Annotated in this window: 11 protein-coding genes; 3 read left to right on the top strand and 8 right to left on the bottom strand. The window is 55.3% G+C overall.

Features of this window, described 5'->3' with window-relative positions; all coding sequences use genetic code 11:
* Window positions 1-29: 29 nt before the first annotated feature.
* From AC3Y2E_RS17535 to AC3Y2E_RS17545, 3 genes are all read right to left on the bottom strand, one after another.
* On the bottom strand, window positions 30-857 hold the full coding sequence (locus AC3Y2E_RS17535) for a phosphate ABC transporter substrate-binding protein (RefSeq protein ID WP_379212572.1): 828 nt from the start codon (window positions 855-857) through the stop codon (window positions 30-32).
* A 30-nt stretch (window positions 858-887) separates the two neighbouring features.
* A complete protein-coding gene (locus AC3Y2E_RS17540) occupies window positions 888-1,703 on the bottom strand; it encodes a substrate-binding domain-containing protein (protein WP_379212574.1) in 816 nt (271 codons plus the stop codon).
* Between the two features lie 147 nt (window positions 1,704-1,850).
* Window positions 1,851-2,678, bottom strand: a complete 828-nt coding sequence (locus tag AC3Y2E_RS17545) for an ion transporter (protein ID WP_379212576.1) — start codon at window positions 2,676-2,678, stop codon at window positions 1,851-1,853.
* 313 nt (window positions 2,679-2,991) lie between these two features.
* Here AC3Y2E_RS17545 and AC3Y2E_RS17550 point away from each other — a divergent pair, with 313 nt between their 5' ends.
* Window positions 2,992-3,573 carry a TetR/AcrR family transcriptional regulator gene (locus AC3Y2E_RS17550; RefSeq protein WP_379212578.1) on the top strand — a complete coding sequence of 194 codons (582 nt, stop codon included), beginning with the start codon at window positions 2,992-2,994 and terminating at the stop codon, window positions 3,571-3,573.
* Window positions 3,574-3,621: 48 nt separating this feature from the next.
* Window positions 3,622-5,463, top strand: coding sequence for an alpha/beta fold hydrolase (locus AC3Y2E_RS17555; protein WP_379212580.1), 1,842 nt, complete (start codon window positions 3,622-3,624; stop codon window positions 5,461-5,463).
* 146 nt (window positions 5,464-5,609) lie between these two features.
* On the opposite strand, the gene AC3Y2E_RS17560 is transcribed toward AC3Y2E_RS17555, so the two are convergent.
* The gene (locus AC3Y2E_RS17560; protein WP_379212582.1) at window positions 5,610-10,511 is read right to left on the bottom strand and encodes a heparinase II/III domain-containing protein; all 4,902 of its coding nucleotides are present in this window, start codon (window positions 10,509-10,511) and stop codon (window positions 5,610-5,612) included.
* 308 nt (window positions 10,512-10,819) lie between these two features.
* Entirely contained in the window at window positions 10,820-12,142 is a 1,323-nt protein-coding gene (locus AC3Y2E_RS17565; protein ID WP_379212585.1) for an ABC transporter substrate-binding protein, read from the bottom strand.
* 173 nt (window positions 12,143-12,315) lie between these two features.
* Between AC3Y2E_RS17565 and AC3Y2E_RS17570 the strand changes: the two genes are divergently transcribed.
* Window positions 12,316-13,179 (top strand): helix-turn-helix transcriptional regulator, encoded by an 864-nt coding sequence (locus AC3Y2E_RS17570; protein WP_379212587.1) that lies wholly within the window; start codon window positions 12,316-12,318, stop codon window positions 13,177-13,179.
* 183 nt (window positions 13,180-13,362) lie between these two features.
* On the opposite strand, the gene AC3Y2E_RS17575 is transcribed toward AC3Y2E_RS17570, so the two are convergent.
* The 3 genes from AC3Y2E_RS17575 to AC3Y2E_RS17585 are packed head-to-tail and all read right to left on the bottom strand — an operon-like array spanning window position 13,363 to window position 16,558.
* Window positions 13,363-14,334: a 2,3-diaminopropionate biosynthesis protein SbnB gene (locus AC3Y2E_RS17575; RefSeq protein ID WP_379212589.1), complete on the bottom strand. Its 972-nt coding sequence runs from the start codon at window positions 14,332-14,334 to the stop codon at window positions 13,363-13,365.
* Between the two features lie 3 nt (window positions 14,335-14,337).
* On the bottom strand, window positions 14,338-15,324 hold the full coding sequence (gene sbnA / locus AC3Y2E_RS17580) for a 2,3-diaminopropionate biosynthesis protein SbnA (RefSeq protein WP_379212591.1): 987 nt from the start codon (window positions 15,322-15,324) through the stop codon (window positions 14,338-14,340).
* Window positions 15,325-15,331: 7 nt separating this feature from the next.
* The gene (locus tag AC3Y2E_RS17585; RefSeq protein WP_379212593.1) at window positions 15,332-16,558 is read right to left on the bottom strand and encodes a phenylacetate--CoA ligase family protein; all 1,227 of its coding nucleotides are present in this window, start codon (window positions 16,556-16,558) and stop codon (window positions 15,332-15,334) included.
* Window positions 16,559-16,677: the final 119 nt, after the last annotated feature.

Raw genomic sequence — 16,677 nt, forward strand, 5'->3', positions numbered from 1 at the left:
TCCCTCATTATTCTGTCAATTTTCACAATCTAATGGAGAGGCAGCGCCCCTTCTTTCTGCAGCAACGCCTGTCCGTCCTTGCCCAGAACAAAGTCCACAAACTTGCGGGTCAGCTCCGACGGCTCCGATCTGACTACGAAGTAGATCGACCGGGTCAACGGGTATCTCCCCGAATAGATCGTAGTCCGGTTCGCTTCGACGTTATTTACGGTCAGAGCCTTGACCTTGATGTCCAGATCCTTCGTTGCGACAATCCCGACAGCCTGCTTGTCCGCTGCAACGGCGTCCACGACTTCCTTGCCCGTAGCCTGGGTCGCCGCTTTGGCGGCCATCGCCTCGCCATCCATCACCAGATCGCTGAGTCCCCCGTACGTATCCGATGCCGTCCCCGTAAAGATTAATGCAATCGGCATATCGGGTCCCCCGAGCTGCTTCCAGTTATCCGCCTTGCCGGTGAGTATACTTTTCAATTGGGCAATCGTCAGATCCGCGACCGGGTTGCCCGGATGAACGATCAGATGAATCGCATCTTTGGCGGCCAGATGGCTTTGCGTCCATTTATCGTCTTCATTCTCGTTCAGATCCCGGGAAGCGATCGCCACATCGATCGCGCCGTTACGGAGAGCGAGGATGCCGGGGGTCGTATCTCCTTCCTGAATGACAACCATCGTATGCTTGTGCGATTTGGTAAATTCCGTTTGGAACAAGCTCGAATAACCGGAGAACTGTTTCGTTCCGGCAATCAGCAAGCTGTTGTCCTCTTTGGCCGTATTCAGCAGTCCGCATCCCGCAGTGAACAGGGATATACTTAAGAGCATGGCGGCCCCCACGCCCGCTTTCCGTCCGATTGGTCCCATCTCGATCCTCTCATCCTTTGGCCTTGTAGTTTACGGCTTCGGCTCGTTAGCCTTTGTCTGCACGTATTTGACAAAATCTTTGACTTCCTGGGGAGCCCCCTCCAGCGTATACAAAGCCAACGAGCGCTTGATCTGAAAAGTCGAATCCCGAATCGTCCGCTCGTTCGCCTCAATTCCGTCGACAATCACTTTTTTGACCGATGAATTGCCGGTGATGTTCGTAAAACCCGAATACGCGATCGTCCCTTCGTTCGTCTCCGCAGATTTGACGGCGCTGACCGTATCCAGAAATGCGGCATTCTTTGTAACCATCGCCGTTCCTTCGAGCACGATTTTGCTCCACGTTTCGTACGCTCCCGTATTCCCCAGCTGAGAGACGACATGGATCGGCATGTCCTTCCCTCCGACCTCGCTCCAATTGCGGATTTCTCCGGTATAGATCTGCTTGAGCTGCTTCAGCGTCAAGCCCGTAACCGGGTTACCGGTATGGATGATCGGGACGACCGCGTCATTCTGGACGATATCGCCAACGACCTTCGCGCCTTTTTTCTCCATCAACTGAATATGGACTTCATCCGGCTCCGACGAAGAACCGCCGATGTCCGAAGTCCCCTCGATAATCGACTTGATCCCCCGGTACGACCCGCTCTGCGAGCCGGTTACGGAGATGGCGATATCCGGATGCCGCTCCATGTAGCTCTCCGCCGACGTCCGGAGCAGGGCAAGCATCGAGGATGCCGCTCTGACTTGTATGTATCGTTTGGCTTCCGTGCCCTCTGATTGAGCGAGAGCCGGTGTTATACTCAGGACAAGCGCGACTATCGCCAGTATCCGAAACAGTTTCATACCGACATCCTCCCCGAAAAGTTTCTCTCATCCATCCGTTCACAAAGCCTAACCGCTCGTATTATGACGTTTTCTGGCCGTACCGACATAACGTCTTAGGTCCGGCTCTGCTTATGACGCTTCGACCTTTGCTCCGACCCGGTCCGGTTATCCTGCCCGATCCTGCCGATACTGCCGTTCTTCCAGCAGCAGTTGCTTCAATCCCTTCACTTCTTCCCGAAGCAGCGCGATCTCGGAGGAGTCCGCTTTGATCTCGTGAACTTCCTTTTCGATCTCCTGCACTTCGTTCTGGATATTGGCTGCATTGTTTACAATCTCCCCGACTACCAGGTTGAGCATGACGAATACGGCAATGAAAATAAACGTAACGAAATAAATTAAAGAGAAAGGCGTAGTCTCGGCGATCGGTCGGTAAATATTAGCCCAGTCGTCGAACGTCGCGATTTGGAACAACGTAATGAGCGATTTGCTCAAGTCTCCGAAATAAACCGGCGAAATCTCCGCGAAAAACGTAGCCCCGATCACACCGTATATATAAAACACGATGATCATAAGCAGCGCGATACTCCCGATCGTCGGAATGGCCATGAAGAGCGAGGTAATAATTCGGCGCAGCGAGCGGATTGAGGAGATCGTTTTCAATATCCGCAGCACCCTTAAGATCCGAAGCACGCTAACAAATTGAGAACTGATGAAGAGCAGGCTTGCCGCAACAACGATAAAATCGAACACATTCCAGCCGTCCTTGAAATAGTTCGTCCGGTCTGCGAATATCTTCAATACGACTTCAACCGTAAAAATCATCAAAAATACGAGATCCAAGCTTTGTAACAACGCCCCGTACGCCGCATTTACTTGCGGGTAGCTTTGAAGTCCGATCACAATCGCGTTCAGGAAAACGACTGTCAAGATCAAGCTGGTGAATGATTTGCCGTGAATAAAAGCTCCGAAACGAAACGACTGACTGGTGCTCATCCGATACAAACGACCTTTCCTTATTGGTTATGTACGAAAACTATCGTCAACCTGTCTTCTCAAAACCTTCGCCTGGTTTGGTCAAACTTCCAATCTCCCCCAACATGCTTTTAATCAATTCTTTCGCTTAGCTGACATTGATTATAGAGAATAACCTGGTTCCAAAGTAGTGATCGGTGTCATGAGTTTGTCACATGACAACCGCAACAACTTTATTTGTTGACCCGGTTTATGATTAATCGCCTAGTACAGTTTAGGCCGTTAAACAATTCGCTATTTGACAATCATTTATTTAGTACTGTATAGTACTAATATGAACAAACAAACGAAACGTTCCAACCGTGATATCGTCCTGCAAACGGCAACCGTCCTTTTTCTGGAGAAAGGCTACCAAGTGACCAGCATGGATGAAATCGTCACGGCCAGCAAAGTATCCAAAACGAACATTTATTACCATTTCAAAAGCAAGGAGGAGCTGCTGGCCGCCATCGTCCGCCAGATGACCGGGACCTACAACCAGATCATCGAAGAAATCGCAGGCCAGACCGAGCTGACTGTGACGGAACGAATCGGCCGGTTCGCCGAGGTGCTTTCCGAGCAGCAGCCCTACAGCCTGGGCGGCTGTCCCTTCCTTACGATTTATGTCCAGACGTCGCACGAATCGGATTTCGTCAGAGAGGAGATCGCCCGTTTTTTCCAAAACCAAATCTTCACGCTGGAGAAGCTGCTGCAGGAAGGCATCCATAGACAAGAATTCAAGCCCGGGCTGCCTGTCTCGCGGATCGCAGAGCTGATCGTCTCCACGATCGAGGGCGGGTTATTTCTGCAGCATACCCATAGAGACTCCGCCTTCCTGCCCAACCTTTTACAAACTTTGGCCTATATGCTGAAGTAATTTTTTTACCCACAACTAGTACTAATTAGTACTATAAAGGAGTGCATAATGATGAGTTCGATATTCATAACAGGGGGCAGCGGGTTTATCGGGCGGCGCGTGGTCGCGGCCTTGGCGAAAGCGAAACATCGCCTCTACGTGCTGGTCCGTTCTGAAGCAAGACTGGCTGAAGCGATGAAGGAGGTCGGCTGCAGCGACATGTCTTCGATAACGGCGGTGCGCGGCGATCTGACGAAACCTTCGCTCGGCCTCGGTCCGGAGGATCGGCAGCTGCTCCGCAACGTAGACACCATCATACACGCCGGCGGGCCGATGGATATTCTTCTGCAGGAGGAGGAAGCCCGTCAGCTGTTTGTCCACGCCGCTCAAGAAATCGCCGGTCTCGCCAAAACCGTTCACGATTCGAGCGGGCTCCGGCATTTTATCCACGTCGTCGGCTTCAAGTCGCCTTACTCGGATCGCGACAACGACAGCCATGCCCGTCCATACGACGATCGCTCAGATCCTCCCTACGAGAAAATGAAGTTCGAGGCCGATCTGCTGATCCGTCAGAAGCTGCATGCTTGGGGAATCCCGCTATCCGTAGTGAACCCGAGCGTAGTGATCGGCGACTCCTATACGGGGATGACCGAACAGACCGGCGGGCTCGGCATCCTGGTGAATGCGGTGCGCCGAAATCTGATGGCTCTGGCTCCGGGCGGCCCGGACTACTGGCTTCCGCTCGTGCACGTCGATCATGTCGCGGCGTTTATTTCCGCCTTGGCGGAGGAAGCGAATCCGGTGAGCGATACCTATTATTTATTGGATGACAAGCGGAACAGCCCCGGCATCACCGAGCTGGTCCGGCTCATTGCCAGAGAGGTCCGGGCAGCCGCTCCAATCGGCTCGATCCCGCCCCGCCTCATCAAGAAGCTGCTGAACGCCGGCGCCGACAAACTAGTGCAACTTCCCGGACAGTCCGTGGATTTCATCGTGCAATCCGAATTCCCGACAGCCTCCAAGCGGGCGGTAGAGACGAAATACGGCCTGAACCTGTCCGTAAACGAATCGGCCTTGCCCTTTGTCATCACCGACTTGGATTACCGGCTGTCCCATGGAGCTGTCCGTCTGCCCGAACCGTTCCGATTCCATAGAAGGGCCGGTCTGACCACGATCGAAAGCGAAGGAAGCGGAATCCCGATCGTGATCGTTCACGGCACGTTTAGCTCCTCGCTGGCTTTGCTGCCGATGGCGCAGTCCTTGGCCCAGCTGGGGCATCCGATCTATCTCGCCGATCTTCCCGGATTCGGCCGTTCTCCCTATCACCACCGTAAGGCTTTCGGTCTGCAAGGCTTCGAGCGCGCTGTGGAGGAGCTGATACGCAGCCTGGATTCGAAAGTGATCCTCGTGGGGCATTCGTTCGGGGGATATTTGGCCGCGAAGATGCTGGAGACCGTACCGGACCGCATCGAAAAAGCCGTGCTGCTTCAGCCTGTGCTGAAGTCCATAAGCTCCCGGTATCGTTCTTCATTCCGGACTCAAACCGGCTTGCAGTTCCTGTCCAAATCTTCATTAATGAGAAAAATGCTTCAAACCAAAAGCTTCGCTAACGCCGAAGAAATTCCCGAAAGCTATCTTTCTTATGTGCATAATGAATGTAAGTCTACACGAGTAAGGAAAACGACCGCCGAAGTGATGAGCGGCCTGTCCAGACCTGAACATATAACCGTCCATCCGGCACGCTGGAATCCGAAGCAGATTGCGATTTTGTGGGGAACAACCGATACGGAGCACGCGCTTCCCCGCTCCATGGATGCATTCCGGGTAACACCGCTGCCCTATGCCCACCAGTTCCCGATATCGCATCCGGAAGTAGCCGCACGTTCTATACAAATGGCCCTGAAGCAATAAGAAGAGAGACGGCACCGGATGAATCCGCGCTAAAAAACTCCAAACAGCGCCAAACAGCGCTTCGGGCAGCAACTTCCTCCCATCGGGAATTGAGGTTGCTGCCGAAGCGCTGCTCCACTTAATCCATGCCTATGGACGGCCTGGTATCAAGGGAAAGGCGCTGCCGCGTAAGTTTGAGCCGTAAGCGGGATGCGGAACGCGCTGCCAGCGGCTATATCATACAAGAACCCTTGACTGAAATCCGCCGCGTTGACGTAGGAACGGACAAACGTCGCATCGCCCACGGACAGTCTGTACAAGCTGCCGCCAAGCGGCGTCACATCCTTGATTTCGTACGCCGCGTTTCGGACGCCGTCGTTGTCGACGAATATCCATTTTCCGATCACATCCGGCGCGCCGCCTCCGTATACCGCCATCTGAACGTCCATATGGTTGCTGACGGACAGTACGCGCGTGAAATCGACCACGGTCCCTTCCAGCCGGGCCGCAGCAGCCGGAACAGCCGGTGCGCTCACCGGGATCATATAGGCGCTGTCGTGGATGTACCCGTACACTTGCTCGCCATCCAACTCGGAATACACGCCGAGGAATCCTTTGAAGCGGATTTTGCCGTCGATCGTATATTCCGTATCCGGATTCAACGAATAGATGATATAGTCGGTTCTCCCGTCCGCAAGCTCCACCTTGACCGCCTTCACGTCAGGCGAATCGACAATTGCTCCCCCTTCGCGCACAACCGCGCTGCCGATCGAGCGAATGAATCGCTCGTTCTTGTACGGCTCCATAACGGAGGCGAACAGACTGTCCAGATACGTCCCGCTTCGGCGGGCGATCAAGTAACGAAGCGTCTCGGGATTGCCCGGTTTGTTTTGCGGCGGCACTCCGTCCGCCAGCGCTACTTCGTCCAGATCACCAAGCATCGTTAGACGCAGATGAATGTCTTCCGGCTCGGACAGCACGTTCCAGGTGTCCTCCACGGCCCAGTCCGCACTGAACGAACTTGCCGGATTTGCATCTCGGGACACGTTTTTCAAATAATGAAATCCGCTGCCCATATAGCCGCGCCCGTCGACGTCGTCCACCCGTTCGCCATAGCCGACATTCGGTCCCGCATACGTTCCGGTCGGCTGTCCGACCATCGCAAGCCCTTCCGTAGCGACCGTCCCTTCGGCCCCATGGAAGCTGAAATGGTGGTCGTTGCCGCCACTCACCCGGAAAAAGTCGACGGCATACGAAGCTGTGTCGTACACCTGAATCATAACCGTCGTCCGTTTGTACAGATCCGTCTGAGGGTACGCGTCGGGCGCTTCCACATCAATCAGCTTGACGCGCTCCGTGTCGTCGAAATGTTTCGGATCGGCTACCCACTGCGCCTCCTGCTTCCTTTTGTCGACAACTACGGTGTTGTGACTGATCGTATTGTTCACCCATTGGTGCCGATGCTTATCGAGGTTGTCGGCGAATTCGGGATAGCCCAGATCCGGAGCCAGGTCGAGACCGAAGGCATGAACACCCACATTCAGCGCGTCCCGGTGTCCGTGTCCACTCGTCCGTCCGTAGTACATCCAGAAATCGCGCAGCGTATTGCCTTGCGCATTCGCCTGATCCCGCAAGGCGCGGGCTTGCTCGTCAAGCAAACTGAGCGTGCGGACGCCCATCTTGTAGTTGCCGGCCGCCGGGTTTTTGCCGATGCTTTCAAATGTAATATGATGCGTCCCCGCCGTCAGCGTCATCCTGACGATGGTCTCGAAATCATCCGTGCGGCCTCCGTAGAAGTCCAGTTCCTTCACCGGCTGCCCGTCGATCGAGATGCGGTAGATGCCGTACGTTGCCACCTTGAACGGAAGCAGATCGATATCGTATTCGTCCGTCGCGGGCACCTGGAAGCCGAATGTGATCGTCGCTCCCGGAGCGGACGCTTCCAACTGGACCGTGCCCGATTCCGCAAACAGCTTGTGCGGCGTATTGCCCGCCGTCACGGGCATGAACGGAAACTCGTACGGTATGCCGAACCGCTGGTTATGGCTTTGCCCGTCGCGCAAAGCGGCAAACCCGTAACCGCTTAGATGGCTGCTCTTCAAATCAAGCGGCCCGTGCTCGGCGATGACGCTGCGGATCTGATCGCTCACTTGCTCCGGATTATTCGAGAATACATCCTTATGAATCCCGTCGGCTCGATTGTAATTCAGAAAATAAGCCATCTGGGCAAACACCGGGTCTCCGAACCGATCGAACGCCTTGACCATATCGGACAGCTTGACGCTAATTCCCGGGTTGCCGGTATAACCCGAGTCGCCGATATTGGCCGTGTACGCTTCGCTCAGCGTAAGCGGATACAGCGCGGAAAACATTTTGCGGAACTTGACGTTTTGATACAAATCCCCGACCTGGTACAGATCGTATCCGTCCAACAGGTCTGCCGTAAGCTGGTGCCGGGATAACCACAGCGCATTGTAACCCGGAGCCGCCTCATTCCCGCTGCCATCCCGGTCCACGTTCGAGACAAGCGAGTTCCAGATGTTCCCGCCGGTTACCCGATACGGATTCGTCAGCAGACCGCCCGACCGGAACGTAAAATCGAGCCATTCTTTCGTGTGCGGCAAAGTGTCGTAAACGACGGCAGCCATCGCCAGAGCGCTCTGATGCATCCCGTCGTTGCCGTGAATATGCGCCGACTTGACGGAAGGATACACTTGCTTGACAATATTGTCTTCGATATTGCGCCGGATATCGCCGCCGCTGCTCTTCGGATTGGTCAGCCGGTACATCTGCGATTTCGCGCCCAGAAAGGCGACGGTTTGCGGATCGCCCGCTGCCGGATAGAAGGCGTCATAGGCGCCGATAAACTCTTTGACCAGCTCCGTCTCCCAGATGGAGCCGACCGCCTTGCCGCGGCCCGTCCCGCCGTGCGAATTCAGATACAGCGTCCGGTTGTAAACCGATACGTCCAGCTCGGGGTACACGTCCGCAACCCGATCCAGCATAATCGTCCCGGCCCGAGCATACTTCATATCGCCGGTATACAGGTAAGCATCCTTGAATGCGGTCAACGCATCCTGAATCATTCCCGTTTTGTACCACAGAAACCAATGCACGTAATAAGCGATAAACGTGTAGCGATTGCCTTGATGGTCCACCCAGCCGAAGCCGTCATCGACGCCCCAGCCCGCCCCTTTCTCCGGATACAGCGTATTGACCAGCAGACCGCGATCGGCCAGTTCAGGCCGAAACACCCCGTGTTCATCGAGCCCGCTGGTATAATAAGCCCCGAAGTCGTTCGTCGGGAACGTGTAGCCGCTGCTCGGGTCGACGATTTTCCATGGCTGCTGAACCGGGTCGGCCGTATAAGGATAATTGCCGTATTGGTCGATCGCTCTGCCGGTAATCGGACTGCCGAGCTGCTGATTCACTCCGTAGCTGCGAGGCAGCGTCTGGGCCGGAACGGAGTTCCACAGAAATTCAAGCCCTCCCGACAAGTAACGGTCGGCTTTCGTCACGGCGTCGTCGCGCAAAGTGGTCGCCCATGCGTATTGCTGAACGTTGCTCCGTGCTGCGGCAATCTTATCCGGCGTATAATAGGTAGCTCTTGTCTTGCTGCCTGCAACCGGGCTGTTCCTCCTGAGAGAAGCATCGTCGAAGGAAGCGACGCCCGCCTGATCCCGACCGATGCTGAGCTGCAAGCTGGCGTAAGCCGCGCTCTCCGGCGCCGTTCCTTCGGCAGTCAGTTCCTCCCATAGATGAAACGCGGCGCTTTCCGACGGAAAGCTAAGGAGAGCATTCATGTTCGCGTCCCAAAATTCGAGCCTCAGCTCGGCCGTCCCCGAAGCGGCGTTCGCGAATACACCTGCCTTATAATCCACTCCCGCTTCGACCGGAACAAGATGGCTGCGCAGCGCAGCTTGACCGGAAGAACCGGTGTCCGTAAGTTGTACGCTGTTCACGCCGCCATGCACGACGCTGTTCGATACCGCGACACCGCCCCCCGTCTCGTCCCAATGATTGGGCTTGCCGCCCGTCACAAGCTCGAACGCTCCGTTCATCAAGTCCCGATGCAGATCGTTCGGAACGGCGCGGAACGTCGCATCGTCGAAATAAGCGGTGCCCACGTTGCCCACATGCAAATAAAGCCGCAAGCTCGCGTAAACCGCCCCGTTCGGCGCCGCCCCGCTAGCCTGGATTTCGCTCCACTGGCTCAGTGTCGTGTTCGAGGCCGGGAACGTAGCGAGCAGCGTGCTCCCCGCGTCCCAAAACTCGATATACAGCTGAGAAGTGCCCTGCACATTGAACGATTGAACACTCGCTTCGTATCTCTGTCCGGGGACGATCTTCATCCGGTTGCTGCGCAAACTGACAGACGAGGCATTGCTGGAATCGACGAGCTTTACGCTATTCGTGCCGTTATATGCTTTCTCGCTGGTCGAATACCCTTCTCCCGCCGCCAATCTCCAATGAACCGGCAAACCGTCCGATACCAGTTCCAAGTCTCCGTTTTGCAGCGGATCGGACACATTCATGATGCGGAAGGCGGCATCGTCAAAATACGCGGAGCCGACATTCGTTTGATGAAGATAAAGCCGCAAGCTAACTTCCACGGCCGTCTCCGGAACTTGCCCATATACCTTAATCTCCTTCCAACGGTTCAACGTCGTATTGCTTTCGTAGGGGACTGTCAGCAAATTGCCGCCGGCATCCCAAAACTCCACGAACAAAGCGGACGTCCCTTGTACATTGTAGGAATATACTAACGCTTCATACGACTGCCCGGCTTGCACCGGCAGCTTCGCACTGCGCAATCGTGCCGATGTGACGTTGCTCGGATCGGTCAGCTTCACGCTCCGCAAGCCGGTGTGCTCCTGCTCCGCAGAGGACTCCGCGATCCCGGAAGCCGTCCAGTGCTGCGGCTTGCCCGCCACCGTGTCTTCGAACCCGGCATTGGGCAAGTCCGCCCACGATGCCGAAGCCGTCCCTGCAACGCCGAAGCCCGGCATGACGGGAAGTCCCGATACAAAAAGCAGCAGGATTAGGCCGATTGCCACCCGTTTTCTCATTGCCCGCCCTATTATTCCACGCACGCTTGTTCACCTGTCCTATAAGAGGTTGTTCAAAAAGTCCACTTTTGATCACGAAGCCGATCACGAAGCCTGCTCGACATCGAATATGGAATTCAGCCGGAACTTCCGGTGCTCACAAAAGCTCCACTACGCTCCGCTCCTCATTTCCTAGCTTCATCCCATCTTCTCGGTGCTGAAAACCGGACTTTTTGAACTCGCACTATAAACAAACTGGTACGATTTCACCGGGTTGCCCGCTCCACTTCTCTGTCTAATGTATCGTTTTCCTTCGCTTGTCCGTCTGCTTACTGCGTCTTCTCCCGAATTTTTTTGTCCAACTGCTCCGCCGCATCGCGAAGCGCCGTGTTCAAATCTTTCTCTCCCAGCATGTGGCTGAGGAACGCATTCTGAAACTCAACCTGAGCGTCATTGGCGAAAGGCGTGTAGTTCATCGGAGCGGAAGACTTCTTCGGAAACATCGCCGACACGTTTTTCCCCTGGAACTTGGGCATATCTTGTCCGTACTGCTTCTTGATTTCCGGGTCCTTCAACACGGTCGCATACCCGGCCCGGTTATGCGGAATCTGGAACTGCTCCGAGGTGAGGAACGCGATAATATCGAACGCCGTTTCCTTCTGCTTGCTGATGGACGCGACATACCAATAGTTCGGGTACGGCTGCGGGCCGACCCCCGGCGCATTCGGCAAGGAAGGCACTTGCACGACATCCCAGTTCATCGTCTCAGGAGGAGTGCCGCCCGTGAAATTCGTATACATCGCCGCCCGCGATTCTTTCTCGAAGAAATTGCGGCTCTTCGCAATGTCCAGTTCATCCTTCGTATAGGTCAAGCCCGCCGCCTTATACAGATCGACGATATTCTGCATAAATTGCTTCCAGGGCTCGGAGGTCAAATTCGCTTTCATCGTCTTCGGATCGACCGGATCAAGCCCCAACTGGTTCGTCGACATCTGGGCGCCAGGCGAGGTGACGTAACCATAATACTGGATGCCGCCCTCGACACGGGTCATCGCCTTGGACAAGCTCGCCAACTCTTCCCATGTCATCCCGTCCTTCGGATACGGCTGGCCGAACTTGTCGAACAGATCTTTGTTGTAGAACAGCCCCGATGTCGCCGTCCATACCGGCAAGCCGTACAATTTCCCGCCGCCCAGCTTCCGCTGAAGATCAACCATAGTCGGCTCCAGCTTATCGAACGAGTAGCCGCGCGACTTCGCCAGTTCGCTCAAATCGTACTGCAGCTCGAAATCATAGAGGTGGGTAAAAAAGGTTCCGATCGAGCCAAACATAATGTCAATCGGCACTTTGGCGGCGATCGTATCCTTCAGAACATCGGACGTAAAGGTCAGTTTGACGTTCGGGAACTTGCTGCGAATGGCGTCGCCGTATTGCTTGTTAAACGCTTCCTCCGTCATTTTGTTGTTGCTGTACACCGTAATCGGTACCGGTTCGCTCGGTACTTTCAGCTGCGTCCCCTCTTGCGGGGCGCTGCCTTGCGGAGCGCTTCCCTCCGGCGCCGCCGCTTGTTGTCCGCCCCCGCACGCCGATAACACAAGCGCCAGCATCAACGGAGCGACGATGCTCCTTCTGCGTATCCCTTTCTTTTTCATAGATGAACCCCTCCTTATGGAATTGGCTTGCCTGATGCGGTCATATTAGGTTGCCGCGGCTTCTCCGCCTGCCTTATAATGACCGTATACCTAATTATAAGAGCCCCAAAATAGTAGCTGTATGTCCCCATTTATCCGATTTATAACGAATTTTGTTCAGCAAGGGGCGTGCGATGAATATGTACGATGAGCCGATCTACTATCAGGACAACATGCTGCGGATCAAAACTTTACAGCATATGAAAATCAGGGAGCCGTTGCAAAGGAAGTGGCACTACCACCGGGAGCTCGAATTTTTGTACATTCAGGAGGGCGTGCTTCAAATTCGCGTACAGGAGCGCGTATTCACCCTGGAGCCCGGAGACGTCCTGCTGATCGGCGCCTCCCAGCCGCATGTCACCTGGTCGGTGCTGTCGGAGAAAGTCGTGTACCTCATTTTGCATTTCGATATGCACGCTTATTCCGATCCCTCCGTCATGCTGTATTACCGGACATTTTATGAAATCGACGGTCCGCTCAGCCGATACAATGATTGGTTTCAGACCGATCCCCAGTTGAAGTCGGATATAGGCGATGCCATTACGTGCATTCACCGGGAAATGGAGAGCAGACGCAGAGGATACGAGATCGCAATCGACCTTCATGTGAAGCGGCTGCTGCTTACCATTGTCCGAAGCGAGCAAAATGACATGGAAAATTGGAACGAGCCCCCGTCCGCCTATAATCTGCACCCGGTCTTTGATTATGTCGACAAGCACTTATCCGGCAAAATCGAGATGGAGACGATCAGCAAAATGACGAACATGAGTTATCATTATTTCTCCAAATATTTCAAGAAGATCATCGGCGTATCGTTTGTCGAATACGTCAACATGCAAAGAGTCAGAAAAGCGGAAAGACTGCTATTGACCGAAAGCGTTAATATAACGGAAATCGCCGAGAAAGTCGGCATCAGCAACATGACGCATTTCTACGAGCTGTTCAAACGTTATAACCGCTGCTCTCCGAAAGAGTATATACAACGGCTTACGCCGTGACCGAAAGCCGATCAAGCGGCGATTTTTTGTAACCGGTTTCAAAAATACGCGGTATGAAGAACAGCAAAAGGCATTCCGCTACGAAAAGCGGAATGCCCTTGGTACGTTCGTTCCCTATTATGTCGGATCGGGGAAATACCGTTTTGCGAAGCAACCTGGATTCCGGACGACCACGATCTTCGACTACCCGTTCGGCAACCTGATTCCTTTCCCCAGCCGCAGCGCCTCCCGCACGTAATAAACGGCGATCCCGATATCGAACACGGCGAGCCCCATCGGGTTAAAAAACACCGGCTCCTCTTCGTCCAGCGAGTCCAGCCCTTCCCTGCAGACAACGTCCGCGAACGTAAGGACGTCCGTTTCCTGCAAGCCGCGATAGAGAAACAGCTGCTCCACGTCGGTGTTCTCCCGGCATACTTCCCGCCAGTCGTCCACTACAATTCCCTTCGCATGGGTTACGCTTTCCGGCTTATAGTCCCGAAGAGAGATGTTCAGCAGCAGCGTCCCTTCCGGCGGCGCCTCGTCGATATACCGTTGGGCGGATACCGTACATGTAGCAAAAACATCGGATCCGCGATACACCGGGCGCCAATCGTCCGCTATGTCGGTTATACCGCGAACCGCCTCGGGTACGGTTGCCCGGTCGATTCCTTTCAGATCGTACAAGGTTACCCGCTCCAGCCGATCCCCTAATAAAGAAGCGCACATGTCCAAGTGAAGACGCCCGATCCGCCCCCATCCGACAATTCCGACCCTCAGCTTAGCCGGATGTCTCGCCGCGATGTACGCTCTAAGCATAAGCCCGCTGACTGCCGCCGTCCTCAACCCATTCAGCAATCCGCTGTGCAGAAAAGCGACGGGCTCGCCGGTTGCCGCATCATTCAAAATAATCGTATTATGCGCTCTGGGCAGTCCGAGACGGTGATTGTCCGGAAAGCTGGCGATCCATTTAATCCCCGCCATAGAGACACTTCCGCCGACGAAAGCCGGCATCGCGATGATCCGATTTTGCGGCTCCCGGAAACGCAAGTACGGCTTGAGCGGATGAACGCAATCCCCGGCGTCCTTTAACCGGATTATCTCTTCCACGATCTCCGTCAGCTTCCCCCAGTCGATCCCGATCTCGCGGATATGACCGTCATGTAAATAAATCATGCGCTAGCCTCCCTGCGATACACGTACCGGATCGTATGAAAGCTCCCTCCGCACCCATTCGTCATCGTACACGGTGTCCAAGTACCGCTCTCCCCGGTCCGGCAATATAGCCGCACAGACGGCCCCTTCGGGTATGCAGCCGGCCATTTGACGGATGGCCGTAATGACGCCCCCGGACGAAGCTCCCGCCAAAATCGACTCGTACCGGACCAAATCCCGGCAGCCTTGAATACAATCGATATCCGATACATATTGGACATGGTCGGCTACATCCGGCCGGTAAAGATGAGGCGTCACCCCCGCTCCCAGCCCCGGCAATCTCCGGCTGCCTTTCTCCCCGCCAAAAATTACGCTCCCGGCAGCGTCGACCGCTATAATCTTCGTAGCCCAGCCCCGGCTGCGGACATACTCCCGGCATCCCCGTATCGTTCCGCAGGAGCTGACCCCGCAAAATAAATAATCGACCTCGCCGAGCCGTTCCCCGATTTCCTTCATCGTCGTTTCCTGATGGGCCGCATAGTTATCCGGGTTCCCGTACTGGTTCGTCCAATAAGCATGAGGCAGCTGCCGGAGCAGTTCGCCGACTCTCCGGATACGCGCCGGCAAATATTCGCCCGTCTCCTCATCCGGCTTGTCGACCAGATCGATCTCCCCGCCAAAACAACGGATGATCCGCTTATGCTGCTCGGTCGTGCGGGGATCGATGACGCAAATGAACCGCAGCCCCAAATAACCGCACAATTGCGCAAGGCTTATCGCCAGATTTCCCGAGCTTGATTCTACGACAACCGTATCGCCGGTCACGTCTCCGCGGCGAATCGCCTCCCGAAGCATGTGCAGCGCCGGCCTGTCTTTGGAGCTGCCTCCGGGGTTCATCCACTCCAGCTTTCCGTACACCTGGAGCGGCACATCGGCGAATAAACGTTTGAACCGGACTAACGGTGTACCGCCAACCGCATCGGCTATCCCACCCTGAAGTTCCACTTGCATCCCTTCTTCACTCGTAAACGATTTTTTTGTTTTTGACGGTGCCGCGGTATGTCTCGTCTTCAAAAGCGCCGCCAAGCACCTGAATCCGATCCAGGAGGCCGGAGCTGATCATCGTCCCGATCTCCGGAATCCGATGCTCCAGGTCATGCCGGATCTGTTCCAATTGCTCCGCCGCCGGTTGCGGCCCGTGAATATATACGATCAGAGCGTTGCCCGCTACCTTCACCCGAACGCTCGCTTGCTCCAAATGCCGGAATACGACGCTTTCTATATCGTAAATGCTGATTTTCTCACCGTGCTTCAGGTCCGGGCCGATCCTTTTCACGATACTTCGGAAGCTTTGCCGCCAAGAGCCTTCCGCCCAAATCGGACGCAGGTCGCGTACGACATCGTAAGTAACATAACGCACGGCGGGAAAAGCCTCTCTAACCGTGGAGGTCAGCACGAGCACCCGCTCCTCGTCGTCCGCCAGCGGCTCCAGATCCGCTCCGATCTCTTCCGGACGCTTCCCCTCCGCCACGAGTCCTTCCGCCAGCAAATACCGTCCGTGTTGATGGGAGAAGTAAGCGATCGTACCGATTTCAATAGAGCCATACGTATCGGTTATACACGCCTTGCCGATCCCCAGCCGGTCGGCCGTCCGCTCGATCCACGCCGGGGCAGCAATCTCCCCGACCAGAATCACATGGCGAATCCCATAAGACGCCGGATTTTCGGAAGCATGGAGAATACGTTCCAAAATCGACGGCATCGTATACAGCACTTCCGGCTTGAAGTCCGATAACATCTCGATATGCCGCTCGACCGGCAGCCGAAATGACACCGATTCCACTTCCATCCCCAGACGACGGAACACTTCTACCGCTGTCGCCTCGGCATGCCCCGTCCCCATATCGGCCACAGCCGTCCGGTAACGGGACGAACCCAGAATCGTCCGGAACACGTCCAGCTTGATGCGGATATAGTGCTCCTCGTCCGGCTCGGAGTAATAGATCGATTTGCGCCGGCCGGAGCTGGTGCCGGATGTCTGATAACCATGTACGCCGTCACGCCCGGCCAGAGGATTGCGGTCCGAATAGTAATGGGTTTCCAGCACAGAAGCCGTTATCAAGGGCAGGCTTTCCCAGTCCCGATCCTTCGCCTCCTCCACCTGCCGGGAGCCGAGCAAAGGCAAGTACCAGGCAAAACGCAGCGCCATCTTCTCGATCGCCTGACGGCTTGTGAGCCGCTCCATGCGCCTTCCCCTCCTCCGCTGCTTGACCGGGCGGGCATCGCATCCCCGTTCCCCCGGTTCCTATAACATATGCCGGCCGCCCATACACGTTCGTTCCAATCCAAAAAAGGAATAGCTCC

It is taken from the genome of Paenibacillus sp. MAH-35 (assembly GCF_058135425.1).